Annotated in this window: 20 protein-coding genes; 14 read left to right on the plus strand and 6 right to left on the minus strand. The window is 37.7% G+C overall.

Going from position 1 to position 25,773, the window contains the following annotated elements:
* Window positions 1-557 precede the first annotated feature (557 nt).
* Together NK356_RS15760 and NK356_RS15765 are read left to right on the plus strand one after the other, a co-directional pair.
* On the plus strand, window positions 558-1,025 hold the full coding sequence (locus tag NK356_RS15760; RefSeq protein WP_253317426.1) for a heme-binding domain-containing protein: 468 nt from the start codon (window positions 558-560) through the stop codon (window positions 1,023-1,025).
* A 4-nt stretch (window positions 1,026-1,029) separates the two neighbouring features.
* A complete protein-coding gene (locus tag NK356_RS15765; protein WP_034695014.1) occupies window positions 1,030-1,440 on the plus strand; it encodes a thiol-disulfide oxidoreductase DCC family protein in 411 nt (136 codons plus the stop codon).
* 402 nt (window positions 1,441-1,842) lie between these two features.
* Here the strand turns inward: NK356_RS15765 and NK356_RS15770 are convergent, their stop codons facing one another.
* Window positions 1,843-3,282: an alpha-amylase gene (locus NK356_RS15770; protein ID WP_253317427.1), complete on the minus strand. Its 1,440-nt coding sequence runs from the start codon at window positions 3,280-3,282 to the stop codon at window positions 1,843-1,845.
* 187 nt (window positions 3,283-3,469) lie between these two features.
* On the opposite strand from NK356_RS15770, the gene NK356_RS15775 reads away from it, so the two are divergent.
* Window positions 3,470-4,138 carry a DUF4290 domain-containing protein gene (locus tag NK356_RS15775; protein WP_034695011.1) on the plus strand — a complete coding sequence of 223 codons (669 nt, stop codon included), beginning with the start codon at window positions 3,470-3,472 and terminating at the stop codon, window positions 4,136-4,138.
* Entirely contained in the window at window positions 4,138-5,445 is a 1,308-nt protein-coding gene (murA, locus tag NK356_RS15780; protein WP_034695010.1) for a UDP-N-acetylglucosamine 1-carboxyvinyltransferase, read from the plus strand. Before NK356_RS15775 ends, murA begins: the two co-directional genes overlap by 1 nt.
* Before the next feature lie 228 nt (window positions 5,446-5,673).
* On the opposite strand, the gene NK356_RS15785 is transcribed toward murA, so the two are convergent.
* Window positions 5,674-5,985, minus strand: a complete 312-nt coding sequence (locus NK356_RS15785) for an NIL domain-containing protein (RefSeq protein WP_034695009.1) — start codon at window positions 5,983-5,985, stop codon at window positions 5,674-5,676.
* Window positions 5,986-6,145: 160 nt separating this feature from the next.
* Window positions 6,146-6,820, minus strand: a complete 675-nt coding sequence (locus NK356_RS15790) for a YiiX/YebB-like N1pC/P60 family cysteine hydrolase (RefSeq protein ID WP_081906422.1) — start codon at window positions 6,818-6,820, stop codon at window positions 6,146-6,148.
* Between the two features lie 101 nt (window positions 6,821-6,921).
* Here NK356_RS15790 and NK356_RS15795 point away from each other — a divergent pair, with 101 nt between their 5' ends.
* Entirely contained in the window at window positions 6,922-7,623 is a 702-nt protein-coding gene (locus NK356_RS15795) for a response regulator transcription factor (protein WP_034695040.1), read from the plus strand.
* A gap of 31 nt (window positions 7,624-7,654) precedes the next feature.
* Complete coding sequence (locus NK356_RS15800) at window positions 7,655-9,016, plus strand: ATP-binding protein (RefSeq protein ID WP_253317428.1); 1,362 nt, start codon at window positions 7,655-7,657, stop codon at window positions 9,014-9,016.
* Between the two features lie 83 nt (window positions 9,017-9,099).
* On the opposite strand, the gene NK356_RS15805 is transcribed toward NK356_RS15800, so the two are convergent.
* Window positions 9,100-9,951: a DMT family transporter gene (locus tag NK356_RS15805; RefSeq protein ID WP_034695039.1), complete on the minus strand. Its 852-nt coding sequence runs from the start codon at window positions 9,949-9,951 to the stop codon at window positions 9,100-9,102.
* A 405-nt stretch (window positions 9,952-10,356) separates the two neighbouring features.
* Here NK356_RS15805 and NK356_RS15810 point away from each other — a divergent pair, with 405 nt between their 5' ends.
* From NK356_RS15810 to NK356_RS15830, 5 genes are read left to right on the plus strand one after another with little or no spacing between them, the layout of a single operon-like run.
* On the plus strand, window positions 10,357-11,055 hold the full coding sequence (locus NK356_RS15810; RefSeq protein WP_034695005.1) for an MgtC/SapB family protein: 699 nt from the start codon (window positions 10,357-10,359) through the stop codon (window positions 11,053-11,055).
* Between the two features lie 23 nt (window positions 11,056-11,078).
* Entirely contained in the window at window positions 11,079-13,751 is a 2,673-nt protein-coding gene (gene mgtA / locus NK356_RS15815; RefSeq protein WP_253317429.1) for a magnesium-translocating P-type ATPase, read from the plus strand.
* A gap of 57 nt (window positions 13,752-13,808) precedes the next feature.
* Window positions 13,809-14,912: an efflux RND transporter periplasmic adaptor subunit gene (locus NK356_RS15820; protein WP_034695003.1), complete on the plus strand. Its 1,104-nt coding sequence runs from the start codon at window positions 13,809-13,811 to the stop codon at window positions 14,910-14,912.
* Between the two features lie 15 nt (window positions 14,913-14,927).
* Window positions 14,928-18,023 (plus strand): efflux RND transporter permease subunit, encoded by a 3,096-nt coding sequence (locus tag NK356_RS15825; RefSeq protein ID WP_253317430.1) that lies wholly within the window; start codon window positions 14,928-14,930, stop codon window positions 18,021-18,023.
* Window positions 18,013-19,278 carry a TolC family protein gene (locus NK356_RS15830; RefSeq protein ID WP_253317431.1) on the plus strand — a complete coding sequence of 422 codons (1,266 nt, stop codon included), beginning with the start codon at window positions 18,013-18,015 and terminating at the stop codon, window positions 19,276-19,278. Before NK356_RS15825 ends, NK356_RS15830 begins: the two co-directional genes overlap by 11 nt.
* 201 nt (window positions 19,279-19,479) lie before the next feature.
* Here the strand turns inward: NK356_RS15830 and NK356_RS15835 are convergent, their stop codons facing one another.
* Window positions 19,480-19,935, minus strand: a complete 456-nt coding sequence (locus tag NK356_RS15835; RefSeq protein WP_253317432.1) for a DUF1801 domain-containing protein — start codon at window positions 19,933-19,935, stop codon at window positions 19,480-19,482.
* A gap of 100 nt (window positions 19,936-20,035) precedes the next feature.
* Window positions 20,036-22,528 (minus strand): GEVED domain-containing protein, encoded by a 2,493-nt coding sequence (locus tag NK356_RS15840; RefSeq protein WP_081906421.1) that lies wholly within the window; start codon window positions 22,526-22,528, stop codon window positions 20,036-20,038.
* Between the two features lie 227 nt (window positions 22,529-22,755).
* Between NK356_RS15840 and NK356_RS15845 the strand changes: the two genes are divergently transcribed.
* The 3 genes from NK356_RS15845 to murB are packed head-to-tail and all read left to right on the plus strand — an operon-like array spanning window position 22,756 to window position 25,474.
* The gene (locus tag NK356_RS15845; RefSeq protein ID WP_034694997.1) at window positions 22,756-23,961 is read left to right on the plus strand and encodes a pyridoxal phosphate-dependent aminotransferase; all 1,206 of its coding nucleotides are present in this window, start codon (window positions 22,756-22,758) and stop codon (window positions 23,959-23,961) included.
* A gap of 10 nt (window positions 23,962-23,971) precedes the next feature.
* The gene (locus NK356_RS15850) at window positions 23,972-24,457 is read left to right on the plus strand and encodes a hypothetical protein (RefSeq protein ID WP_034694995.1); all 486 of its coding nucleotides are present in this window, start codon (window positions 23,972-23,974) and stop codon (window positions 24,455-24,457) included.
* Between the two features lie 3 nt (window positions 24,458-24,460).
* Window positions 24,461-25,474, plus strand: coding sequence for a UDP-N-acetylmuramate dehydrogenase (gene murB / locus NK356_RS15855; RefSeq protein WP_034694994.1), 1,014 nt, complete (start codon window positions 24,461-24,463; stop codon window positions 25,472-25,474).
* The last annotated feature ends 299 nt before the right edge of the window (window positions 25,475-25,773 follow it).

A 25,773-nucleotide genomic window follows, 5' to 3' on the forward strand; every position in this document is an offset into this window, starting at 1 on the left:
TCAGGCCACCAATCAGAATTCTGGGTTCCTCCTCCTGCTACACTCTTTTTCATTGTTCCGTTATGAAACGGGCATTTACTGATGTCATTCAAATCTTTTTCCATTGTCGTTTATTTTATTTTTTATGTTGATTAATACAGTTTCAATTCTCTGTTGTAAGAACATGACAAACCTACAACGTTTAATCGATAAATACAATCTATTAATTTTTATTTCAACGATAGTTAAAAACTATAAATAAATATTTTTAACAGCTTTAAAGCTAAGACATAATTGAGGTATTAAGTTAGTCATTTTTCAGATCAACTTAAATAAAAACAGGTATATACAACGCAATTTAGAATTACTCAACGTAAGAATTTTAAAGAAGAAAGAAAGTTGGAGGCTGGAAGAAGGAAGTTGAGCAGCATCATGAAAAACAACCTGATGATTTCTGAAAAAACACGCTATTTCAACAATTTCTAAAAGCTCTTCTCTCTTCCCTCTCCCAGCTTCCAGCTTTATCCCACTAAAAATAAATTAACTACCTTTATATAGATCAAACATGAACATCTGCTATGAAAAAAATAATTGTTGTAGTTCTCGTTGCCTTTATCATCATCCAGTTTTTCCCCATTGATAAAACAAATCCACCGCTTACTCCGGGAATGGATTTTCTGAAGATTAAAAATACTCCGGAAAAAATTTCCCGTACCCTCAGAACGTCCTGCTATGACTGCCACTCAAATGAAACCAAATATCCATGGTATAGCAGTATTTCCCCAACTTCATGGTGGGTAAAAAATCACATTGATGAAGGAAGAAAACATCTTAATTTTTCTACCTTTGCAGTATATGAGCCTAAAAGACAGCTTCATAAACTGGATGAATGTATAGAAATGGTTGAGAAGAAAGAAATGCCGCTCGAGTCTTATTATTTAGGGCATCAGGATGCTAAACTGTCTGATGAACAGCGTGCAGATCTTGTTCAATATTTCAAAAAAGTAAAAGAAGATACTGAGAGAGGAATCATGTTTAATAAATAAGGTCATGGAAAACTGGGAAAATAAACATATTGTATTTTTTGACGGAGATTGCGGTGTATGCAATTTCTGGGTGCAATGGATTTTGGAGAGAGATAAAAAAGACCAATTCATGTTTGCTTCTCTTCAATCTGATTTCGGACAGCAGTTTTTATCCGAAAGAGGACTTGAAACCAATGTCTTCAATACGATGTATCTTTGGAAACCCGGACGGTATTATCAGATCAAATCAAGAGCCGTACTGGAAATCGCTAATTTACTGGGAGGAGTTTATAAACTTTCCTTTGTTGGGAAAATCCTGCCTGCCTCTTTAAGTGATAAAGTGTATGATGTTATTTCCAGAAACAGAATGAAACTGGCCAATCAAAAATGTTATTTACCAGATCAGCATCAGAAGAAAAAATTTATTCAGGTATAATCTTTCCTTAGTATTACATTTAATCTTGTATAAAGAATCTGTTTAAACCTTTTATTTTTGAAATAGTAAGATAAGATGAGTTTCGCTTTAAGCTTAACAATCAGAATGATTCATCTTAATTACACTTTATTTCTTAAACCTTTCTTAATGGTTTTAATTATATTCAAAAATATCATTCCGTAAGAAACTCATACAATTTGACATTGAAAATAATGGATTGTATGGATTCCTACGGAATGACAAATAAGACGTATAGTTGTTCTTGTTTAATGTTTAATGTTTAATGTTTAATGTTTAATGTTTAATGTTTAATGTTTAATGGAAATTAAACTGAATAACAACTTCATAATTTATAATTTATAATTCATCATTTATTATTGCTCATTACCGATTGCTCATTACTTATAAATTAGGCGACCACACAGAATAAGAATTCGGCGGACACTGGATTTTCACCCATTTATCTCCCTGAGTTGTTGGATACCAACTTGAATTTCCTGTGAAATCTTTGATCTGCTGACTGCTCCAATTTGTTTCTATCCATCTTTCCTGCCAGCTTGAAGACGTATTGATATAAACAACAAGCCCTGGATTACCGTTATAGCCGTTACGTCTTGCAATATATTCATCGTTATCAGTATACAGAATGGAAGTTGTTCCGGTGGCTTTATTATTATGAATCCAGATCAGGTTATTCAGTCTTTCTTTATTTAACCATTCTTCATAATCTCTGTAGAAAATAGTCGGATAACCTTCATGGGTTAAGATATAGGCATATGCCGGCATTTTATTGTAAATAATATCGGTATCATGATTGGCAACAAAAGTCACTGCTTTGTAGGGATTTCTTTTCCACATCATATCATCATTCAGAACATTTAAGTTTCCGTTGTCAAAGGCTTCATCCATTTTATAATAGGCAGCAAAGTCAAATACGGAACTGTTCGCATTATTTGCCCACCACTCTAATGTATTGACGTTGGAATCCCATAATTCTCCAACTGAAAATCCTCCTACTTTTGAATTCCAGGTATTGACCACCCATGGCCCGAATCCTTTAACGTAATCGAATCTCCAGCCATCAAATTTCATCACGTTTTTATAATATTTTGCCACGGAATCATCTCTGCCCCAAAGCCAGTCCTGCACATGAGGATTAGCGTGACATAAATCCGGAAAGCCGCCAAAAGCCCCTTCATCATTATTCCCGTAAGAATTTTTATAAAAGTCATTGTAATTTCTCTGGAATTTTCCGGATGCCACTCCTGAAAAGTTAGTCCAGGTATTGGTTCCTGTAAAAGGATTGGCTTCGGATTGTCCTCCACTGTTATGATTGATTACAATGTCTGCATACACCTGCATATTTTCTGCATGTGCTTTGGTAATCAATCCCTCCAGTTCAGCTCTGGATCCGAAACGGGTTTCTGTACTTCCATTTTGATTAAAATCTCCAAAATCATAATAATCGGTAGGGTCATATCCCATAGAATAAGCTCCGTTCTGAGCTTTTGACGCCGGAGGTAACCAAACAGCTCCAATTCCGGCAGTAGACCATGCAGTTAATTTATCTTTAACAGTATTCCACCAGTTACCACCTTCCGGAACATCCCAGTAAAAACCCTGCATCAGAACTCCGCCACCAGGTCCGGCTGTGAATTTACTTTGTGCAGAACCTGAACTGCTTCCTGTACTAAAAGGGCGGCCATCGTGATGGGTCACATTCACTGTTTTGTTGTGAACCTCTTCCTGCCTGGAAGGTTCAGTTGTCAATTCATCACTCGTTCTGCATGAGCTTACTAATGCTAAAGCCAGCAGTGAAAGGAAAAAGTTTGTTTTTTTCATCGCTTTAATTAATTATCAATCTATCAAACAAGATACAATTTTATTAAAAACAAATTCAAATGAATGGGAAATATTTTCATTTTCCACAATAAATCAATAAGAAAGGCATCTAAATTTTTCATTAAAAAATCATAAATTTTTCAGAATCCCGAGACAATTTTTCTTTTAATCCATATATTTGCATACTATGGAATACAATACCCAAAAAACTCAGCTTCATATGCCAGAATATGGCAGAATTATACAACAGTTGGTTGAGCGCTGCAAAGAACTTCCTACCAAAGAGGAAAGGAACGAAATGGCTATGGCAATCATCGATTTTATGGGTCAGAGAAACCCACAACTTCGCGACGAGGAAAATTATAAACATAAACTTTGGGACCATCTTTATATTCTTGCCAATCATGATCTGGATGTAGATTCTCCTTATCCCTTCCCTACGATGGAAGAGCTGGCAGAAAAACCTAAAAGAATGGAATATCCAAAACTTCAAGGTGACTTTAAGTTCTACGGAAAAAGTATTCTTCAATTGATAGAAAAAGCAATCGAACTGGAAACGGGTGATGAAAAAGAAGCCCTTATTGAGGTGATTGCCAACAATATGAAGAAGTCTTATAATGTCTATAATAAAGAACATGTGACGGATGATGTGATTTTCCGCCACCTGAAAGAACTGTCTGAAAACAGGTTGGATCTTACCGGAATAGACTCTCTTGAAAAGAGTAAAATCTATTACACCAGCAATAACAACAACCGAAATAATAACAATAACAACAGGAATAACAACAATAATAAAAACAATAATAACCAGCCTAATAAGAGAAGGCACAATAACAATCATAAAAACAGGAAATAATGAGTGGAACATTTCAAATAAGGGGAGGAAAAAGACTGCAGGGTGAAATAACTCCACAAGGAGCCAAAAATGAGGCTCTACAAATTTTATGTGCGGTTCTTCTGACGGACGAGGAAGTAAGAATCAAAAATATTCCGGATATTCATGATGTGAACAGACTGATTGAAATTCTTGGAGATTTTGGTGTAAAAATTACTAAAAACGGACAGGGAGATTATACTTTCAAGGCAGACCAGGTTAATTTTGATTATATTAAATCTAACGAGTTCAAAAAGGACGGAGCAAAATTACGTGGATCCATTATGCTGATGGGACCAATGCTTGCCCGTTATGGAGAAGCTTATATGCCAACTCCGGGTGGTGACAAAATCGGAAGAAGAAGATTGGACACTCACTTTCAGGGACTTGTTGAATTAGGTGCTGAATTCAATTATGATGAAGAGGAATATTTCTATTCTTTAAAAGCTAAAGAATTAAGAGGAAAATTCATCCTGTTGGAGGAAGCTTCTGTTACCGGAACTGCTAATATTGTAATGGCGGCAGCTCTGGCAAAAGGAAAAACAAGAATCTACAACGCTGCCTGCGAACCTTATCTTCAGCAATTATGCAAAATGCTGAACAGAATGGGTGCTAATATCTCAGGAATCGGATCCAACCTTCTTACGATTGAAGGGGTGGACTACCTTAGAGGAACGGAGCACACGATGCTACCGGATATGGTGGAAATCGGATCATGGATTGGTCTTGCAGCCATGACAAAATCTGAAATCACCATCAAAAATGTAAACTGGAACCAGCTTGGTGTGATCCCGAATACCTTCAGAAAATTAGGAATTGAGCTTGAGCAAAGCGGTGATGATATTTACATTCCTGCTCAGGAGCATTATAAAATCCAGAAATTTATTGACGGTTCTATCCTTACCATTTCGGATGCGCCATGGCCTGGATTTACACCGGATTTATTATCTATTATTTTAGTGGTAGCTACTCAGGCAAAAGGAAGTATCCTTGTTCATCAGAAAATGTTTGAGTCCAGATTATTCTTTGTGGATAAGTTAATCGATATGGGAGCTCAGATCATTTTATGTGATCCGCACAGAGCTACAGTAATCGGATTAAACCAGGAAGCTCCATTAAGAGGAACAACAATGGTTTCCCCGGATATCAGAGCCGGAAACGCACTACTTATTGCTGCACTTTCTGCTGAAGGAAAATCTATTATCCACAATATCGAGCAAATCGACAGAGGATATGAAAATATTGATGGAAGACTAAGAGCTATTGGTGCTGACATCGAAAGAATCTAAAATTATTTTATTTAATAATAGGAAAGCGTTCAGAATATCTGAGCGCTTTTTTTGTTTTACCATCCCGTCAAAAATTCTTTAAATTTTTGCCACCCCTCCTCTGGAGGGGAATTTTGTCCCGATTAACAATTGACCTTTTTAATGTATTTATCATCTTCTTTTGTAAAAAATAAAAAGTGCCCGGTAAAAAACCGGACACTTTGGTAATTAAAACTATATGAATCTCACTTAAAAATAGGTTCTGCAGGTATATTCTACCGTCGTATTGATAAGTTTATTTTTATTCAGATAGACTTCAAGCTGCTGAAAATCATCTGAATTGACATTAATATATAACTGTACCGAACCGAAACTATATCCGTTCACGTACTCTACATTAGCAGATAACACTCTATGGCAAATTCCAAACTGATTATAGATGGTATTCATTAAATGTTCAAATTTCATTTTGCCATTCAACTCTATTTCCAGTAATAATTCTTTTTTAGGCAGGCTTATTTTATTTTGCAAAACCTGCAGGCCGGGATTAGGTGTAATCATTGCTAAACATTTTTGGGTTAAACATTGTCAGATCATATTGCGTTCTGCATTTAAATCTGTGACAAAAATATAAAAAAATATTAGTCCACCAAATTAGTAGACTAATATTTTTAAAAATTTAACATAAAAAAAAGAAGCCTGTTCAGCTTCTTCCTATATTTTAAAAATTTCCTATTCTTTCCAATTTGTCAGAACCGGCCAGTCCGTTAGGATTGCAACCAGGCTCACCTTCAGGGACTTTGATATTTTTTTTGTTGTAAAACTCCTCCCAGAATGCATTCGTTTTTCCTGTTTTCGGATCAATAAACGTCATGGGTTCCAGTTTGAAAATATTTTCTGCACAGAAAGCTCTTTCCACAAAATCTGAACAGTAATAGGATTGTTCATCCAGAATATAATTGAAATTGTATGGTTTTCCCAACATGGAATTTGCTTTTTTAACGGCTTCAGGAATTGCTTTCTGATATTCCGGTTTTAAACGGTAAACAATCACCTCCTGCCCTTCTTCTTTCTGATCTTTAATAAAATCCTTCAAATCCTGTCTCTGAGAACCGCCTTTAGGAGCAGCATGCAGAACAAACATCCGGTTGCCTTCTTTTTCCAGAATTCCTATGTGATCAAATGAAGCCACCTTTTGTTTTTGAGTAACATTATTGATTGCTCCGGAAAGACCCGATTCTTTTGCTGTTACAAAAAGAAGATCTCCATTTTTGAGTTGTACATTGCTTGGATAAGAGTGATTACACTGGATCAACAAAACCATTAAACAGGACAACCATCCAGTAACCATTATTTCTTTGATTCTTTTGCTAAAAAATGTTTTAAATTCGGACATTCTATTATACTTTTCGGTACCAAAATTACAAAATAGAATTCATTACATTTGTGGGAATATTGATCTATTCCTCACACCAACCCAAACATTCCAAGAATCTTATGCCCCATATTTTATTAGTTGAAGACGACGACAGGCTTTCAAAATTGATTGCAAAGGGATTTCAGGAAGCTGAATTTGAGGTCACTGTGGCATATGACGGAGTTACAGGCCTGAAACTGGCTTTACAGACAAATTTTGATCTGGTAGTGACCGACATTATTCTTCCCAAAAAAGACGGTCTTGAATTTTGCCATGAAATCAAAACTTTAAAACCCAATCTTCCTGTCATTATGCTTACTGCACTGGGAACTACTGATGACAAGCTGGAAGGATTTGATGCCGGAGCAGATGATTATCTCACCAAGCCTTTTGAAATGCGGGAACTGGTAGCAAGGATAAAAGTACTTCTTAAACGTTTTTCACAACAGTTGAAGCAAAAAGTTTTTGTCCTTAAATATGAAGGCATTGAAATGAATCTGGAACAAAAAACTGTGAGCCGTGATCATACCTTGATAAAACTGACTCCGAAAGAGTTTAATCTCTTAAAATTCATGATGGAAAATTCAGAAAGGGTTCTCTCCAGAAGTGAAATTGCTGAAAAAGTATGGGAAACACATTTTGATACGGGCACTAACTTTATTGATGTTTATATCAATTATCTCAGAAAGAAAATAGATAAAGATTTTGAAACCAAACTCATCCACACCAAAGCTGGTATGGGATTTATTCTGAAAAAAGATTACGAATCAGGTACTGTATAGTAAATCAATGAGATAAACTAAAAATATCGGGATGAAAATAAGAACCAGACTTACCCTGCTTTTTACCTTAATCACTGCAATGCTTTTAAGTATTTACAGTATTTCGATCTATTATTCATCCAAAGAAGCCAGAGAAAAATCTTTTTACAGCGAACTTCAGAACGAAGCGATTGCCAAAGCTGATTTATTTTTCCGAAGCTCACTTCCCGAACAGGAAATGCATAAGCTTTATAAAAACAATACCAGAACTCTTAATGAAGTACAGGTTGCCATTTATAATGCCAATAAACAATTGATTTATCATGATGATGCCAAAGTAGATTACGTAAAGGAGACTCCGGAAATGCTTGCTCAGATATTCCAAAAGAAGAAAATCAATTTCTTTCTGAAAGATTTGCAGGTGATCGGAATGGTCTATCATTATGAAGGAAAAACGTATGCGGTAACTGCAGCAGCTTACGATCAATACGGATATGATTATCTCACACATCTTCTTACCATCAGCATTATCTCTTTTTTTATTATCCTGATTTTAATTTATCTGGCAGGAATATTTCTTTCCAAAAAAGCATTGAGTCCGCTGAGTGAAATGGTTATTCAGATTAAAAAAATTACAGCCGGAAAACTTCAATTACGTCTGAAAACAACAAAAGAAAAAGACGAACTGAATGAACTTGCTCAAAATTTCAATGGAATGCTGGAACGGCTTGAAAATTCTTTTGATTCACAAAAACATTTTGTCTCCAATATTTCACATGAACTGAGAACTCCTTTATCCGCCATCATTACTGAATTGGAACTCGCTTCAGAAAAGGATAAAACCAAAGAAGAATACCAGGAAACCATCCAATATGCACTGGAAGATGCCCGAAATATGGTAAAATTGTCGAATAGTTTAATGGATCTTGCCAAAGCAAGCTATGATCCCAATGAGATCAGTTTTTCGGAAGTACGTCTTGATGAGGTTCTTCTGGAATCTTATACCAAAATCACCAAAGAAAATTCAGGATATAAAGTTTCTCTGAACATAGAGGATTCCGTAGAAGAGCATCAGCTTATCATTCAGGGAAATGAGTATCTTCTTCAGGTGGCCTTCAACAATCTTATTGACAATGCCTGCAAATATTCACCTGAACATACTTGCCTCATCCACGTGCAGGCTAATTCAAGAATTCTTGCAATCCTTTTTACCAATACCGGAAACAGCATTAATAAAGAAGATTTACAGCATATTTTCGAACCTTTTTACAGAAGCGAAACATCAAAACACGAAAAAGGTCACGGAATAGGACTATTCCTTACTGAGAAAATTATTCTGCTCCATCACGCAAAAATCAACGTTGTATCAGAAGATAACAAGACTACTTTTACAGTTGAGTTTATGATCGGCTAACGTATCAAAAAAACTTCATTCAAATTTATTTGAATCTTAATGCTTCTTAAAACCTTAATTAACTTAATCGTTTAAAATTTTCATCAATCATGAGAAAGAGATTTCTTATTGAAAACAGTAGTTCCAATACTGGCCACAATCACACAGGCAATAGAAATCCACTGTAAAAAAGATAATTCTTCAGCAAGAAAAACCAATCCGGAAAGCGCTGCAAATGCAGGTTCCAGACTCATCAGAATACTGAAAGTTTTCGCAGGAAGTTTTTTCAAGGCCATCATTTCTAATGAAAAAGGCAAAGCACTCGAAAGAATAGCCACACCAAGTCCTTTCATAAAAATAGTCGGGGTAATATTGAAAACAGCACCATCCCATATCGTAAAAGGAATAATCACAAGACTTGCAAAAATCATCCCCGTAGTAACCGCATCTTTTCCATCCATTATTTTGGAAACTTTTCCACCCATAACGATATAAAGAGCCCAGAAAATTCCTGCAAGAAAGGCAAGTCCAAGTCCTAATAAATCTACATGATCACTTTTCCATGGAACAATCAGCAGAATTCCCACACAAGCCAGTAACGCCCAGATAACATCCAGCATCTTTCGGGACAAAGCTAAAGCAAGAAATAATGGCCCGGCAAATTCCACAGTAACAGCCAGCCCCAGAGGAATTCTTTGAATTGCCATATAGAAAATAAGATTCATCGCAGCCAGTCCTACTCCATAGATTGCACAATATTTCCATTTCTGACGGTCAAATTGTAAAAATTTCGGGCGGTTAATCAACGTAAGCAAAACTGCAGAAAGTACAATTCTTAAAGTAACTGTACCAATAGCTCCGATAGCTGGGAAAAGCTGCTTTGCAATGGAAGCTCCTCCCTGCACACAGATAATCGCTAAAAGCGTAGCTGGTATTGCTAAGTTTGATTTTTTCATTTCTAAAATATATAATTCAAAAGATATTGGAAGGAAGTCTCCGGGATTAAACAAGCCGTTATTTTATAAGACAAATTGTAAAATTCATCATACAAAAAACCAGCCTCCAAATGTATTGAAATTTTATCTCTTACCATGGGTACAGTTTACACATATTAATAGGATATAATAAATAAATATTTCTTACAGAATCTTCAAAAAAACAGAAAGGAATTTTCTCTAATGATTTTCTAATAACATTCTAAAGCTTTTCTAACGGTAAAAAAAAACTGGCAGTTTTACTTTTGCACAGTAAAAAATAAAGCATATGGACTCAGATCCCTACAGTAATTATCAATCTTAAAAGCTTTAGTTGTACTCACTTTTCCCGTACAGCTGAAAAGCTTTATAACAACAGGAAAAGTTATGACTACATTAGAATTTACCCTCCGTCTCCTTACCGCATTTGCCCTTGGTGCCAGCATTGGCTTTGAAAGACAATGGCGTCAGAAAAGTGCAGGTCTTCGCACCAATACTTTAGTATGTCTTGGCTCAGCAGCATTCGTTCTTCTTTCCATCAGGATTGGAGGCGACGCTACAGGCAGAATAGCTTCTTATATCGTAAGCGGAATTGGCTTTTTAGGAGGAGGCGTTATCATGAAAGATGGTCTCACCGTGAGAGGACTCAATACCGCTGCTACCATCTGGTGTTCCGCATCTGTAGGAGCTCTCAGTGCTATGGGATTTCCCGTAGAAGCAGCTATTACCAGCGGATTTATTATTCTCACCCATATGATTCTTCGTCCTCTAGGCGTCAAGCTGGGCAACAATATCAACAGCAGAAACCATTATACAGAATACCTTCTCAGCATCAAATGCAAAAGTGAAGTAGAAAATCACGTCCGTGTACAACTCATGCAGTCTCTGAGCGGAAATGATAAAGTATTGCTGAAATCTCTTACCAGCGATGACAATGGTCTGCCTGAAAACGCCATCATTACAGCAGAAGTTCACGCTTCCACACCACAGGACAGTTTTATGGAAAAAACAGCCAGCCGACTCACAATTGAAGATAAAGTCATCAAAGTAAGCTGGGAAATTATAGGTACCGAAAACGATTTGTAACATTAAAAACAACCTTTGAAGCGATGTTAAAAAAATCTTCAAACAAAAATCTCAATTCTGCAGCTCTTGTAAAATTAAAAGAAGCTGCAGCCGAGAATGAAAAAATGGTGTATGCCCTACTGGAAACCTCAGAAGAAGGACTCAGCGAAAACACCGTAAAAGACCGTCTGAAAATTTATGGTAAGAATGAAATTGCTACCCAAAAAGCTCCCTCATGGATAAAACAGTTTGCTCATTCATTCTTTAATCCATTTAATTATATCCTGGCCTGCATTGCCATTATTTCCTTATTTATTGATGCTATTCTTGTCCCTGCAGGAGAAAAAGATTTCAGCACCAGTATTATTATTTCGGTGATGCTGCTCTTCAGTACGGTTTTAAGATTCATTCAGGAATTCCGAAGCAACAAAGCAGCAGAAGCCTTAAAAAAGATGGTAAAAACAAGCTGTCTCACCAAAAGAAAATTCAATGAAAGCAAAGAAATAGAAATCACAGAAATTGTTCCTGGAGACATTATTATTCTGTCCGCAGGTGATATGGTTCCGGCTGACTGCAGAATTCTTAAAAGCAAAGATCTTTTCATCAGTGAATCTATCCTTACAGGAGAAGCTCTTCCCGTTGAAAAAAATGCACTTCCCATCAAAGATGCCAAAGACCGTAATCCTCTCAGTCTTCAGAATATCTGTTTTATGGGAACCAATGTGGTAAGTGGATCAGCGGCTGTAGTGGTAGCGAACACAGGTATTTTCACTTATTTCGGAAGTATAAGCAGAAGTCTGGCGTCTAAAAGACCTGAGACTGCATTTGATATCGGAGTTAATAAAGTGAGCTATCTGCTGATCAGATTTATGCTGATCATGACTCCGGTTATTTTCCTGATCAACGGATTGGTAAAAGGTGACTGGGTGCAGGCACTGCTATTCGCCATTGCTGTAGCTGTAGGATTGACTCCTGAAATGCTTCCTATGATTGTTACTGCCAATCTTGCCAAAGGTGCAGTCAACATGAGTAAAAAGAAAGTGATCGTTAAAAGGTTGAATGCCATCCAGAATATCGGAGCTATGGATATTTTGTGTACGGATAAAACAGGAACCCTTACGTTGGACAAAATTGTATTGGAAACCCACCTCAATGTTCGTGGTATTGAAGATGATGAAGTATTGAAATGGGGCTACCTCAACAGTTTCCACCAAACTGGTCTCAAAAATTTATTAGATCAGGCTGTTCTTGATCATGCTGAAGTTCACAATCTGATGAAGGCAGATGAATTGTATCAAAAAGTGGATGAGATTCCTTTTGATTTTGAAAGAAGAAGAATGTCTGTCATCCTGAATACATCGAAAGGAAAACATCTTATGATCTGCAAAGGAGCAGTGGAAGAAATGCTTCCTTTATGTCAATATGCCTTAGATCCTGGAGACGATCGCAGTCTGCATGTTGAGAATGACAATAGTGTTCCGTTGGATGATCTTATGAAACAGCAGATTATCAGAATGTCTGAAAAGCTGAATGCCGAAGGACTTCGTGTATTACTAATTGCCATCCGTGAATTTGACGGGGATCATCCATTGAATTATTCTGTTGCTGATGAAAACACCCTTACCCTTACAGGATTCATGGGATTTCTTGATCCGGCAAAACCCTCTGCAGAGCCAAGCATCAAAGCTTTACACAAGCTGGGTGTAGAAGTGAAAGTAGTAACAGGAGATAATGATATTGTTGCTAAAAAAATATGCCATGATGTAGGAATTCCTATCAATACCATTATGCTTGGTGATGAAATGGAACATCTTAGCGATGATGAACTTCGCAAGGATATGGATCTCTATTCTGTTTTTGCTAAGGTAAGCCCGTTACAAAAACAACGTATTGTAAAAATATTAAAATCGAAAGGCCATACCGTTGGTTTTATGGGTGACGGAATTAATGATGCTGCAGCTATAAAAGAAGCAGATGTGGGAATTTCTGTTGATACCGGAGCAGATATTGCCAAAGAAAGTGCAGATATCATTTTGCTGGAAAAAGATCTGATGGTCCTCCGAAGCGGAGTGATCTACGGAAGAAGAACTTTCGGGAATATTGTGAAGTATATAAAAATAACTGCCAGCAGCAACTTCGGAAATATGTTCAGTATGATTGGAGCTAGTGCATTACTTCCGTTTTTGCCCATGCTTCCGCTCCAGATTCTGACTCAGAATTTACTGTATGATGTATCACAATCCTCCATTCCATGGGATACAATGGATAAAGATTTTCTGGAAAAACCAAAAAAATGGGATGCCGGAAGCATCAAAAAGTTCATGTTATATATAGGTCCTTTGAGCTCCATTTTTGATTATGTGACTTTTGCAGTACTGTTTTTTATCTTCAAAGCCAATACACCGGAACAACAAGGTTTGTTTCAGACAGGCTGGTTTGTGGAAGGATTATTATCCCAAACCTTGATTGTTCATATCATCAGAACAAAGAAAATTCCATTTATCCAAAGCTGGGCCGCCACACCGGTAGTTGCTTTAACAAGTTTAATCATGCTGATCGGAATTCTGATTCCCTTCACTCCAATGGCCGTGTATCTCAAAATGCAGTCTTTACCTCTAAGCTATTTCCCCTATTTAATAGGAATTCTTACAGGATATTGTGTTTTAACCCAACTTGTGAAACAATGGTTTATCAGAAAATTCGGGCAGTGGCTTTAATAGCAAAATTCATTGCCGCACGATCTATCAATAAAACAATGGTTATAAATAACTTACATGAAAAAAACAGTCTTAACAATGGTACTTTTAACATTTGTTACCTCTTGTAAAAATCCAAAAAATGAAACCCCGCAGGCGCAGGATCTCCTCCTAAAAAATGATCAGGTCACTGTTCCTGAAAGCAGTCCTGTTTTCAAAAAAATTAAAACACAGATCGTTACTGAACAGGAACACAGTGATGGTGTGGTTTCAGCGGGAACAATTCAGGCCATTCCCAATCACTATGCAGAAATTGCCAGCCCTTTTTCCGGAAGAATTACCAAATCATTTATTAAGCTTGGACAAAATGTTTCCGCCGGAAGTCCTCTTTTTGAAATTCTTTCTTCAGATTATTTTTCAGTTCAAAAGGATTATACAGATGCACTGAATGATGTACAGCTCGCAGAAAAAAATTACAAACGACAGCAGGATCTTGTAAAACATGGAGTGGGGATTCAGAAAGAACTGGACGAAGCAGAAACTGATTTTAAAAATAAAAAAACATCCCTATCCAATGCTTCTTCTGCCTTGAAAGTCTACAACAGTAAAGGTGGAGGCATAGGAAGTCCCCTTGTGGTAAGAGCGCCCATTAACGGAGAAATTATTTCCAACAAAATTGTAAACGGCCAATATCTGAAAGGAGATGCAGATCCCGTCATGATTATCGCAGAATTATCAAAAGTCTGGATTTCCGGTGACGTAAAGGAAAAAGACATCCGTTTTGTCAATACCGGAGATCAGGTTTCCGTCAGGGTAAGCGCCTATCCCGACAAAAATATTACCGGAAAAGTATATCACATCAATGAAATTGTAGACGAAGATACCCGAAGTATCAAAGTTCTTATTGAATGTGACAACCCGGACAGAAAACTAAAGCCAGGCATGTACGCCACAGTCAACTTTTCAACCACTCCGGAAAAAACAGTGATGATTCCTGTAACCGCTTTGATGCAGCAGGATAACTCTCAGTATGTATGGGTAAAAACAGGCAAAAGTCAATATACAAAACGTGCTGTCACAACAGGAGAAACTGATCAGAAAACAGTAAGAATTACATCCGGCTTACAACCCGGAGAAACCATCATGACTGAAGGAGGAATTTATATGCTGGATGCGAAATAATGTAAAAGAAAAACTATGAAGAAATTACTAACAATCTCTATACAGAAAAGATGGCTGATGCTGGCGCTATTCCTTTTACTGGGGTTCTTCGGGTATTATTCCTGGACCAGATTATCCATTGAAGCCTACCCTGATATTGCTGATGTAACCTCTCAGGTGGTAACACAGGTTCCGGGTCTGGCCGCTGAAGAAGTAGAACAGCAGATCACCATTCCGTTGGAAAGATCTCTGAACGGACTTCCGGGAATGCATGTGATGCGAAGCAAAAGCACTTTCGGCCTTTCCATTATTACCATTGTTTTTGATGATGGTATAGACGATTACTGGGCACGGCAACGTATTCAGGAAAGACTGACAGACGTGGAGCTTCCTTATGGTGCACAGCCCGGATTAGATCCACTCACCTCTCCCATTGGCGAAGTGTACCGTTATATTATCGAAAGTAATAACCACAGTCTGCGGGAACTTACGGATTTACAAAAATTTGTGATTATTCCCCGTATCAAACAGGTTTCAGGAATTGCTGATGTCACCAACTTCGGGGGAATTACTACCCAGTTTCAGATTGAACTGGATCCGCATAAACTTGAACAATACTCACTATCTCTTTCTGAAGTTACCGAAACCATCTCCAAAAACAATGTGAGTGCCGGAGGAAGTATGCTTCCCCGTGGAAATCTTGCGTATGTAATCCGTGGAATAGGTTTGGTAAAAGACTTAGATGATCTTGGAAAAATTGTAGTCAAAACCCAAAACGGAGTTCCTGTTTTCTTAAATGATGTAGGAACATTGAAATACGGAAATCTGGAAAGAAAAGGGATTCTTGGCTATACCGACAGAAAACGAAACTATTCTGAAAGTGTGGAAGGTATCGTACTTTTACTCAGAGGTAAAAACCCTTCACAAGTACTGGAAGGAGTACATGAAGCGATTGAAGAACTGAATAATGAAACGCTTCCTCCCGGTGTAAAGATCCATCCTTTTCTGGACAGAACAGACCTTGTCAAAACAACACTTACTACCGTTTCCCATACCCTTACCGAAGGAATTGTATTGGTTATTATTGTACTGATTGTATTTCTTGGAAGTTGGCGTGGAGCGTTATTAGTGGCTATTACCATTCCGCTTTCCTTATTAATTGCTTTTATATTAATGCAATTCACAAATATTCCGGCCAATCTGCTTTCACTGGGAGCTATTGATTTTGGAATCATTGTGGACGGAGCCATCGTCATGCTGGAAACCATTCTGAAGAAACGGGAAGAAAATTCTGAAGAAACGCTGGAAGAAAAAACCATTACCCAAAGAGTGATTGAGGTGGCAAAACCTATTTTCTTTTCGACTATCATTATCATTACCGCTTATCTGCCCTTATTCGCTTTTGAAAGAGTAGAGAAAAAATTATTTACCCCCATGGCTTTTACTGTAGGATATGCACTATTAGGAGCACTTGCTGTAGCATTGATTCTGATCCCCGGATTGGCTTATGTGATCTATCGTAAACCACAGAAGATCTATCACAATAAATGGCTTGAAAAAATAAGCACAGCCTACGGAAAGAGTATTGAAAAAATAATGCAGACCCCAAAAAGAGTAATCATTCCTATTATGATTGTCTTAGTTTCTGCCGGAATTCTCTCCTATCATGTTGGAAAAGATTTCCTTCCCGAGTTGGATGAAGGTTCTATATGGTTGCAGGTGCAGCTGCCACCCGGAATTTCTTTAGCCAAATCAAAAGAAATGAGTGATACATTACGTGCCCGAACTTTGAAGCATCCCGAAATCACTTATATGATGGTTCAGGCAGGACGTAACGATGACGGTACCGACCCGTGGACGGCTTCCCATTTTGAAGTTTCTGTCGGAATAAAACCTTACAGCGAATGGCCAGCCGGAAAAACAAAAGCAGACCTCATCAAAGAACTGGCAGCTGATTATAAAGATATGCCAGGATTCACCGTAGGTTTCTCACAACCTATGATTGACGGAGTGATGGATAAAATCTCCGGAGCTCACAGCGAACTGGTAGTAAAAGTATATGGTGAAGATTTTAAAGAAACCAGACGAATTGCAGATAATGTATTGTCTACTTTAAATAAAATTCCGGGTTCAGCAGATCTTGCTATCGATCAGGAACCGCCATTGCCTCAATTGCAGATTATTGCCAACAGAGACAAAATCGCTCAGTACGGTTTGAATGTAGCCGATGTAGCCGATCTCATTGAAGTTGCACTAGGTGGAAAGGCCATTTCCCAGATCTTTATCGGCAATAAGGTCTATGATATTTCATGCCGTTACACAGAAGACAGCCGCGACACACCAGATAAAATCGGAAATCTGATGCTGACCTCAGCTTCAGGAGCAAAAATTCCTTTATCTCAGGTGGCAGAAGTAAAATTAAGTACAGGTGAAAGTACTATTACCCGAGAAATGAATAAACGACATCTTACGGTAAAGCTGAATTTAAGAGGAACCGACCTTTCTTCTTTTCTGAAAAATGCTCAGGATAAAATTGAAAAAGAGATTAAATACGATCATGAGAAATACCAGATCAAATGGGGTGGACAGTTTGAAAATCAAAACAGAGCGTATTCCAGATTGGCATTTATTGTTCCATTGGCATTAGCGATCATGTTTCTTTTGTTATATGGTGCATTTGGAGATTTCAGACAGGCTTTGGTTCTGATGTCTATTGTTCCACTGGCTTTATTTGGCGGAATGCTGGCACTCAATATACGAGGCATGTCTCTGAATGTGTCTTCTGCAGTAGGATTCATCGCACTCTTCGGAGTTGCCATCCAGAACGGGGTCATTATGATTTCCCACATCAACGATCTGCGTAAAAAAGGATATGAATTGAAACAGGCGGCTATCAAAGGGGCAAAAGACCGTTTCAGACCTGTACTGATGACTGCAACAGTTGCTGTAATCGGGCTTTTCCCGGCATCATTAGCTACAGGAATCGGTTCTGATGTACAGCGTCCACTGGCAACAGTAATCGTCTATGGATTAATGTTCTCTACTATTTTAACCCTATTCGTGCTGCCTGCTATTTATTTTATGGCTGAACACCGCAACGAAAAACAAAATTTAGAATCAGATGAAAATTAAAGTTCATATTATCATATTATCTGTAGTATTATTAAGCATTACAGGGATAAAGGCACAGGAAAAAGAGCTTTTACCATTTGAAGAATATCTGGGGCTTGTCGGAAATCAGAATCTGGGCTATGCTTCTCAGAAATACAACGTAAGTATAGCCGAAGCTGCTATCCAGACCGCTAATATGTTTCCTGACCCTGAACTGGAAATGGAAACCAGCAATAACGGAATAAATCAAAGTATGGGATATGTTTACGGAGCATCAATCGGGTGGACACTTGAACTGGGTGGTAAAAGAAAAGCTCGTGTTAATCTGGCCAGAAACCAATCTGAGCTAAGCAAAATACAGTTGCAGGATTTTTTCAGGAATCTCCGTGCAGATGCCAGTTTAGGATATATTGATGCTTTAAAATCCAAAGCTTTGCTTGAAGTGCAACAGGATTCTTATCAAAATATGCAGCAACTGGCAAAATCCGACAGTATCCGTTACAAATTAGGTACTATAACATTAGTCGCTTCCAAACAGAGTAAACTGGAAGCCGCTTCTTTACTCAATGAAGTATATCAGGCACAAAGTGCAGAACAACAGGCTATCATCGGTTTGTCAGTATTTCTTGGAGATAACAAAATAACTGGCAGAAATGTTTCCGGAGATTTTAATGCCTTCAATAGAGATTTCAGTATGGATGATCTTATTCTTCAGGCTTTGAATGAAAGAGCAGATCTATTGGCAGCCAAACAAAATACAGAAGTTGCCAAAAGCCAGATTAATCTTGAAAAAGCCAATCGTGTCATAGATCTTGGCATCAGTGCCGGAGCAGAACGACACACCGAAGCTACCAATGAAATTGCTCCTTCTCCCACTGTAAATGCTGTAAAAATGGGCATTAGTATTCCTTTAAAATTTTCCAACAGAAGAAATGCAGGGTTGAAAATAGCAGAAATGGGCCATTCGCAGGCAGAAGTTGAATACAAACAGATTGAGCAAGGGATAAAAGCCGAAGTAATGCAGGCCTATCAGCAGTATACAGCAACCCAGAAACAGCTCAAGCAGTTTCATAACGGCATGCTTTCAGAAGCACAGAACATTCTGGAAGGGATCATCTACAGCTACAAAAGAGGCGAAAGTTCTATCCTTGAAGTTCTGAATGCCCAGAGAACCTATAATAATGTACGAAAAGATTATTACCAGGCTCTTGCCGATAACGCAGCAGCTTTGATTGAACTTGAACGGAAAGCCGGAATCTGGGATATTCATTTTTAGCTGGAAGATGGGAGCTGGAGGACCGAGGTTTATGGAAGTCGGTGAATAAATACAGACCATTTAATTAACTTTTAAATATTTAGAATGTTCATGAAGGAATGACGATCGGTAGTTTTAAAAACAAATATTACTTCCAGCTTCAATCCTCCCTCTTCCAGCATAAAAAAAGCTCTGAAATCAGATAGATTTCAGAGCTTTTTTTTATCTCTTATACTGCGATTCATAAATTTTAATCCAGTCGTCTGCAGTCATTTTTTTACTGAGTTCAGCGATCAGCTCAAAAGGAATATCTTCTGCTTTCTTGAAGCGTACACAGGATTTTCCCATATCCAGTTTCTTTTTGGAGTGTTTAGGATATTCCGCCACAAACCAGTCAAGAAGTTCCGGCGTTGAATACAGTCCCATATGGTACAGTGCTATAAAATTTTTCTGGGAAGCAAGATTGATGAATGGTAGCGGTGTCCCGGGCGCACAATGATATCCTGCAGGAAATGTTGCCAAAGGAACGACCCATCCTACCATTCCGTAATTGGTGGCCTCTTCAAAACCTTTTGGAAGATTATCATTCACCGTATTGTAAAGCCTTTTAAAAGCTTCCTGTCTTTCTTCAGGAATTTTTGAGATATAATCTTCTATAGAAACTGACTGAATCTGCATATTGTAATTTTTTCTAAAATACGACTATTTTATAAAATTATCACAAAAAAGGCAGCTACACGAATGCAACTGCCTACAGAAATTATTAACTCAAAAAATTTTATTTCTTAATGGCTTTTACTGTTGATTTTGAACCATCTTTAAAGTTCATTGTCACTAAGTATAAACCAGCATTCAGTTCACCTAACTGCAGTTCTGTGGTAGGATTGTCAATAGTTTTCACTACTCTTCCTGCTACATCAGTAACTGTTACAGATTTAACATCTTTGATATCTGCAATGTGAAGTACATCTTTGAAAGGATTAGGATATACACTCACTTCTTTTTTCTTCAATTTCGTTTCTGAAGTGGATAAAGAGGTTGCCACTTCAAATGCAAAGTCAATGAACTCTCCTCTTGAAATAGCAGTACAAGGATTAGAAGGTGCTGTGCTGTTATAATCCGTCACCACTCTCATTCTATAAGTTCCAAGAGGTGTTCCTGCAGGTACAGTGATAGATCCCGAAGTACTTGTAATATAAGTGTTCGTAACAAACATTCTTTCAGAAGCTTCAAAAGTTAAATTATTATTCCAGTCTACCCAAACCCCAATTCCACATGTAGGGCCACCGGCAGTGAAAGATACTGAAGTACTTGATCCCGGAGCATTGATTATTTTGTTACTGCTTGTTGTTAAGTTCTGATACCCGCCTGCAACACTTGAACCGGATGAATACGCCATATCTACAAGTCCTCCTGTAGAACTGAAGTCAGAAAGCCAGGAATTCTGAGAACTGGATGAAGGCAGACAGTACCCTGTTCTGAATGCAGTAGCTTCACTCCAGATACTTTTGTCACTAGCACTACATACAGATCTTACCCATGCATAGTAATTCGTATCCGTAGATAATGAACTCAATGGCGCAGAAATAGTAGTAGAAGTTACAGAATTGGTAGCATTCAACACCGTTGTAGCATCAGGTGCAGTATTGGTTGTACTGTAATATACTTCGTATCCGTTTGCAGGAACTGAAGCTGGTGCCGTCCAACCGATTGTTGCTGAGTTCATTGTTACGTTTGATGACGTAAGTGTCGTTGGTTCAAGGCAAGAAGGAATATTCTGAACGGTAATATTATCAATATAAATAGAACGTGAAGAACCTCCTAAACCATGTTTAAATGCTAACTGTAAATCAGTACCCGCCGGAATATTAACTGTATATTGAGTGTGGGTAGTTGTTAAAGCAATAGGAGAACCAATTTGTGTGAAAGAAGCAGGATCTGCAGGGTTTGATAATGTTCCCACTAACAGTGTATAATTACTTCCTCCCGCTTTTGCATAAAATCTTACCCTCTTCGTACCATCTGAAAGATTGATAGTAGGAGGTGCAACCAACATTTGGCTACCTGTTGTCCCACTTGAATTATTCATATAATAAGAATTGGGTGCTGAATAACTATTGGATCCATTTACATATCCATACCCCGCAAATGATGCACTTTCCAGATATGCCCAACAGCTTGGAGCATTGGTATTTGAGGTAGAACCTGTACTTGTTGTATCAAAGTTTTCTGTATACGGAACTGTGAAAGTAGAACAAGCCGTTTTAAATGTTCCTGCAAAAGACCATACACTTTGGCTCGTTGCAGTATTACAGTTGGATTTTACCCAATAATAATAGGTTGTATTGGAATTAAGACCTCCTATCGTTGTACTTGTTCCTATTACTCCCGGATAAGTAGGAGTTACAGAGCTTGATGGTGTTGTGTTTGAGGTACTGTGGTATACATCATAACTGGCAGCACTACCTGTCCATGAAACTAAAGCAGAATTAGCTGTAATTCCGGAAACCGCCTGCAATACTGGCGGAGCACAGTCTGAATATACATCTGCAGAAAAAGCAAAGATATTAGGTAAACCTGAGCCACTCGCTTTGGTAACCGTTACACTTTGTATTGGTTTTGCCTGGTTTGCGGCATCTATTGCCAGTTCAATCTGATATAACCTTGGGTTTGTTCCCCCTTCAGGAGAAGGAACATCATCTCCACTGGCAGGAGTCGCACCTGGTTTTTTTATTCTTCCTATCCCCTGGATGGCAAAGTTAGATCCTCCATACCAGTCGGCAAGACTGATACTTGAAAATGTCTGCGAACTACCATCTGTAAAATTTACCACCGCACTTACCGTAGAAGTACCACTTCCACTCACAGCAAGCATGTACAGTTTAGTAACAGGCTTGGGTGTTGTAAATGCCAGAGTCCCGACATCATTTATAGCAGCTAACCTTAAAGAATTATTTGCATTTAAACTTGCTAACTGAAAGCTTAGCCCAGGAGTGGTTCCCACTACAGAATTAATAATTCCGTCAACAGGGATACCATACGTAATTGCTGCACTTGTAGAGGTGAGTTGGAAATCTTTAGCAACAAAAGCATAAGAAACTCCATCTACATCATTGTTGGTTGAAACTGTTGAGGAACCTATTCCGTTAGCAATTACGTCTGCCGTATAGCCTGAAGAAACCGGCATTGTCTGAAAATTTTGAGCCATCATTACACTGGCCGAGAATAGAGCGACGGCAGGCACCACTCTAGAAAATAAATTTATTACCATTTTAATCACATTTGTGGCGAAATTTAGGAAAAATAATAATACAAAATAATTATTTTTAATAAAAAATCAACATTTATTTAAAATCAATAAAACATCAACATCAAACTACATTAAAATAAACAGAATCTAAAGGGAATATAAAAACTTAATGGACTCCTTCTTAATTAACTCATAATTTTATTATTGAGAAATTAAATCCTATTTTTGTCATACAAATTTTTTGAACAATGCCGAATATTTCAAACAGAGCACTGCATATGCCGCCATCGCCGGTAAGAAAACTGGTTCCCTTTGCGTTACAAGCAAAACAAAAAGGAATAAAAGTATATCACCTTAATATCGGACAGCCTGATATTGAAACTCCGGAAACAGCTTTAAATGCTTTAAAAAACATCGATTTAAAAGTATTGGAATATGCGCTTTCTGAAGGGAATATTGAATACAGAAAAGCCCTTACAGAATACTATCATTCTTTAGGTTTCTCAGATCTTACTCCTGATAACTTTATTGTTACCAACGGAGGTTCTGAAGCTCTAAACTTTGCCATCTCTACTTTATGTGACGAAGGGGATGAAGTGATTATTCCTGAACCTTATTATGCTAACTACAATGGGTTCACCAGCACATTTGATGTGAATGTAGTAGCAGTTCCTTCTACAATTGACACTGGTTTTGCTTTGCCACCTGTTGAAGAATTCGAGAAAAAAATTACAGAAAAAACAAGAGCAATCATTATCTGCAACCCTGGAAACCCTACCGGATATCTTTATACCCGTGAGGAACTTCAGAAATTGGCAGAAATTGCTTTGAAATATGATATCGTAATCATCTCTGATGAAGTTTACAGAGAGTACGTATATGATGGAAAGCAGCAGATCTCAATGCTTGACTTCCCTGAATTAGCTGAAAACTGTATCATCATTGATTCCGAATCCAAGCGTTACTCTATGTGTGGAGTAAGAATCGGATGTATGGTAACACGTTCCAACAAGATCCGTAATGCAGCCATGCTTTTTGCACAAGCAAGATTAAGCCCGGTTCTTTTAGGACAGATTGCAGCAACAGCAGCACACCAGAACGACGGTCCTTACATCAGAGCCGTAAGAGAAGAATATACTCACAGAAGAAATGTATTGGTAGATCTTTTAAATGCTATTCCTGGGGTAATCTGCCCTAAGCCGAGAGGAGCTTTCTACTGTGTGGCAGAACTTCCGGTGGATGATACTGAAAAATTTGCTCAGTGGTTACTTGAAAAATATTCTCTTAATAACGAAACCATCATGGTGGCTCCTGCTGGAGGATTCTACAGCAATCCTGAATTAGGTAAGAAGCAGGTAAGAATTGCTTACGTTCTGAAAGAAGAAGATTTAAAAAGAAGTGCTGAAATTCTTAAAGAAGCTTTAAAGAAGTACAGAGAAGAATTCAGTCTGTAAAATATATCCTATGCCGACAACAAAAAAAATCCATCTGAAAATCCTGTTTTCGATTCTTTTGCTGTCGGCATTTTTTTCATGTGATTCTAAAAAAACGGAACAGTCTGTTCCCCATAAAAATCCATACGAGATTACTTTCATCAGTGTATCTGATGTTGAAGGAAACCTCGGAAACTACAGGATTATTAAAGCTACAAAAGATTCTGTTTTTGCAGAAAAAGGAATGACCGCCAATCAAACCCATAAAGCGTGGTCATCTGCCATCAATTCTGAAACCTGGAAAAAGCTTGTATCATCCATTCATATTGTAGATCTTGATCATATCAAAAGTTCTCACAGCCAACAGTCTGTGGACGGAATAGATGAAACCTTCCAGATCCGGACTCCAAAAAAGTCTCATATCTATGTGAATGCTTATGCAGACACTTTACATTACAAACAGTTACAGCAAGTTAAAGAACAACTATACAAGATTCTTCCCAAAGAATACCAATAAAACATGCAAGAAAACTTTTCATTAAAACCTTATAACACATTTGGTGTTGAAGCCAAGGCCCGATATTTTACTGAAGTCAATTCTATTGATGAATTGAAAGAAGCTCTCACTTTCTCGAAGTCTCAATCTCTTCAGCTTCTTTTTTTAGGAGGCGGAAGTAATATTCTTCTTACCAAAGATTTTGACGGTCTTGCCATTCAACTTAATTTAAGAGGAATTTCTGAAGAGCATATCCATGAAAATGAAGTATGGGTAACTGCAAAAGCTGGGGAAAACTGGCATGAATTCGTGATGTACTGCCTGCAAAAAAACTATGGAGGACTTGAAAATCTTTCTTTAATTCCAGGAAATGTAGGAACCTCTCCCATGCAGAATATCGGAGCTTACGGAACAGAGATCAAAGATATTTTTGTGAGCTGTGAAGTACTGGATTTAGAAAATCTTGAACTGAGAACATTCAATCTTGAACAATGCAGATTCGGATACAGGGATTCTATTTTCAAGCAGGAAGGAAAAGGCAGATATGTTATTCTGGAAGTTACTTTTAAGCTTACTCAGAAAAATCACCCTATCAAAACAGAATATGGAGCAATCAAATCTGAACTGGAAAATCTTGGCATTGAAAACCCAACCATTCAGGATGTTTCCAAAGCTGTAATCAATATAAGACAAAGCAAATTACCGGATCCAAAAAAAATCGGAAATGCCGGAAGTTTTTTCAAGAACCCTACAATTCCCTTAACTCAGTTTGAAGCATTAAAACAACAGTTTGAAAATATTCAGGGTTACCCGAATGGAGAGATGGTAAAAGTTCCTGCCGGATGGCTGATTGAGCAATGTGGATGGAAAGGAAAGCAGATCGGAAATGTGGCTTCACACAAATTGCAATCTCTGGTCATTGTCAATGCTACAGGAAATGCAACCGGAAAAGAAATTTTCGATTTTTCTACGGAAATCATTAATTCTGTAAAAGAAAAGTTCGGGATAGAGCTTGAACGGGAAGTAAATATTATTTAATCTAAAAATAGATAAAGGCTGATTCATATGATTTCAGTCTTTTTTATTGCTTATTATCTGTAAGTGTTGGATTAACGCAAAGACTCAAGGATCCTTTATTTTCTTTGTTGTTATTGTAAGGCGCAAGGATTTATCTTCGATAAAATGCCTTATGGCTGCATGATAGCTGGAAAATTGTAAGGCTGGATTCTTTCAGAATGACAAACACAATGCTTAGCTTATCTGTACACTTTGTCACTTCGCAGAATCTATGCATAGATGAGGTGGAAAACTAAAGGGCTGCATAATAGCTGGAAAAT

It is taken from the genome of Chryseobacterium sp. S0630, assembly GCF_024158915.1.
In the GTDB taxonomy this organism is placed as follows: domain Bacteria; phylum Bacteroidota; class Bacteroidia; order Flavobacteriales; family Weeksellaceae; genus Chryseobacterium.

Excerpts from the sequence above, each read along its gene's own strand:
- NK356_RS15760 (WP_253317426.1), top strand. The coding sequence starts at position 558 with ATGAAAAAAATAATTGTTGTAGTTCTCGTTGCCTTTATCATCATCCAG.
- NK356_RS15765 (WP_034695014.1), top strand. The coding sequence starts at position 1,030 with ATGGAAAACTGGGAAAATAAACATATTGTATTTTTTGACGGAGATTGC.
- NK356_RS15770 (WP_253317427.1), bottom strand. The coding sequence starts at position 3,282 with ATGAAAAAAACAAACTTTTTCCTTTCACTGCTGGCTTTAGCATTAGTA.
- NK356_RS15775 (WP_034695011.1), top strand. The coding sequence starts at position 3,470 with ATGGAATACAATACCCAAAAAACTCAGCTTCATATGCCAGAATATGGC.
- murA (WP_034695010.1), top strand. The coding sequence starts at position 4,138 with ATGAGTGGAACATTTCAAATAAGGGGAGGAAAAAGACTGCAGGGTGAA.
- NK356_RS15785 (WP_034695009.1), bottom strand. The coding sequence starts at position 5,985 with ATGATTACACCTAATCCCGGCCTGCAGGTTTTGCAAAATAAAATAAGC.
- NK356_RS15790 (WP_081906422.1), bottom strand. The coding sequence starts at position 6,820 with ATGTCCGAATTTAAAACATTTTTTAGCAAAAGAATCAAAGAAATAATG.
- NK356_RS15795 (WP_034695040.1), top strand. The coding sequence starts at position 6,922 with ATGCCCCATATTTTATTAGTTGAAGACGACGACAGGCTTTCAAAATTG.
- NK356_RS15800 (WP_253317428.1), top strand. The coding sequence starts at position 7,655 with ATGAAAATAAGAACCAGACTTACCCTGCTTTTTACCTTAATCACTGCA.
- NK356_RS15805 (WP_034695039.1), bottom strand. The coding sequence starts at position 9,951 with ATGAAAAAATCAAACTTAGCAATACCAGCTACGCTTTTAGCGATTATC.
- NK356_RS15810 (WP_034695005.1), top strand. The coding sequence starts at position 10,357 with ATGACTACATTAGAATTTACCCTCCGTCTCCTTACCGCATTTGCCCTT.
- mgtA (WP_253317429.1), top strand. The coding sequence starts at position 11,079 with ATGTTAAAAAAATCTTCAAACAAAAATCTCAATTCTGCAGCTCTTGTA.
- NK356_RS15820 (WP_034695003.1), top strand. The coding sequence starts at position 13,809 with ATGAAAAAAACAGTCTTAACAATGGTACTTTTAACATTTGTTACCTCT.
- NK356_RS15825 (WP_253317430.1), top strand. The coding sequence starts at position 14,928 with ATGAAGAAATTACTAACAATCTCTATACAGAAAAGATGGCTGATGCTG.
- NK356_RS15830 (WP_253317431.1), top strand. The coding sequence starts at position 18,013 with ATGAAAATTAAAGTTCATATTATCATATTATCTGTAGTATTATTAAGC.
- NK356_RS15835 (WP_253317432.1), bottom strand. The coding sequence starts at position 19,935 with ATGCAGATTCAGTCAGTTTCTATAGAAGATTATATCTCAAAAATTCCT.
- NK356_RS15840 (WP_081906421.1), bottom strand. The coding sequence starts at position 22,528 with ATGGTAATAAATTTATTTTCTAGAGTGGTGCCTGCCGTCGCTCTATTC.
- NK356_RS15845 (WP_034694997.1), top strand. The coding sequence starts at position 22,756 with ATGCCGAATATTTCAAACAGAGCACTGCATATGCCGCCATCGCCGGTA.
- NK356_RS15850 (WP_034694995.1), top strand. The coding sequence starts at position 23,972 with ATGCCGACAACAAAAAAAATCCATCTGAAAATCCTGTTTTCGATTCTT.
- murB (WP_034694994.1), top strand. The coding sequence starts at position 24,461 with ATGCAAGAAAACTTTTCATTAAAACCTTATAACACATTTGGTGTTGAA.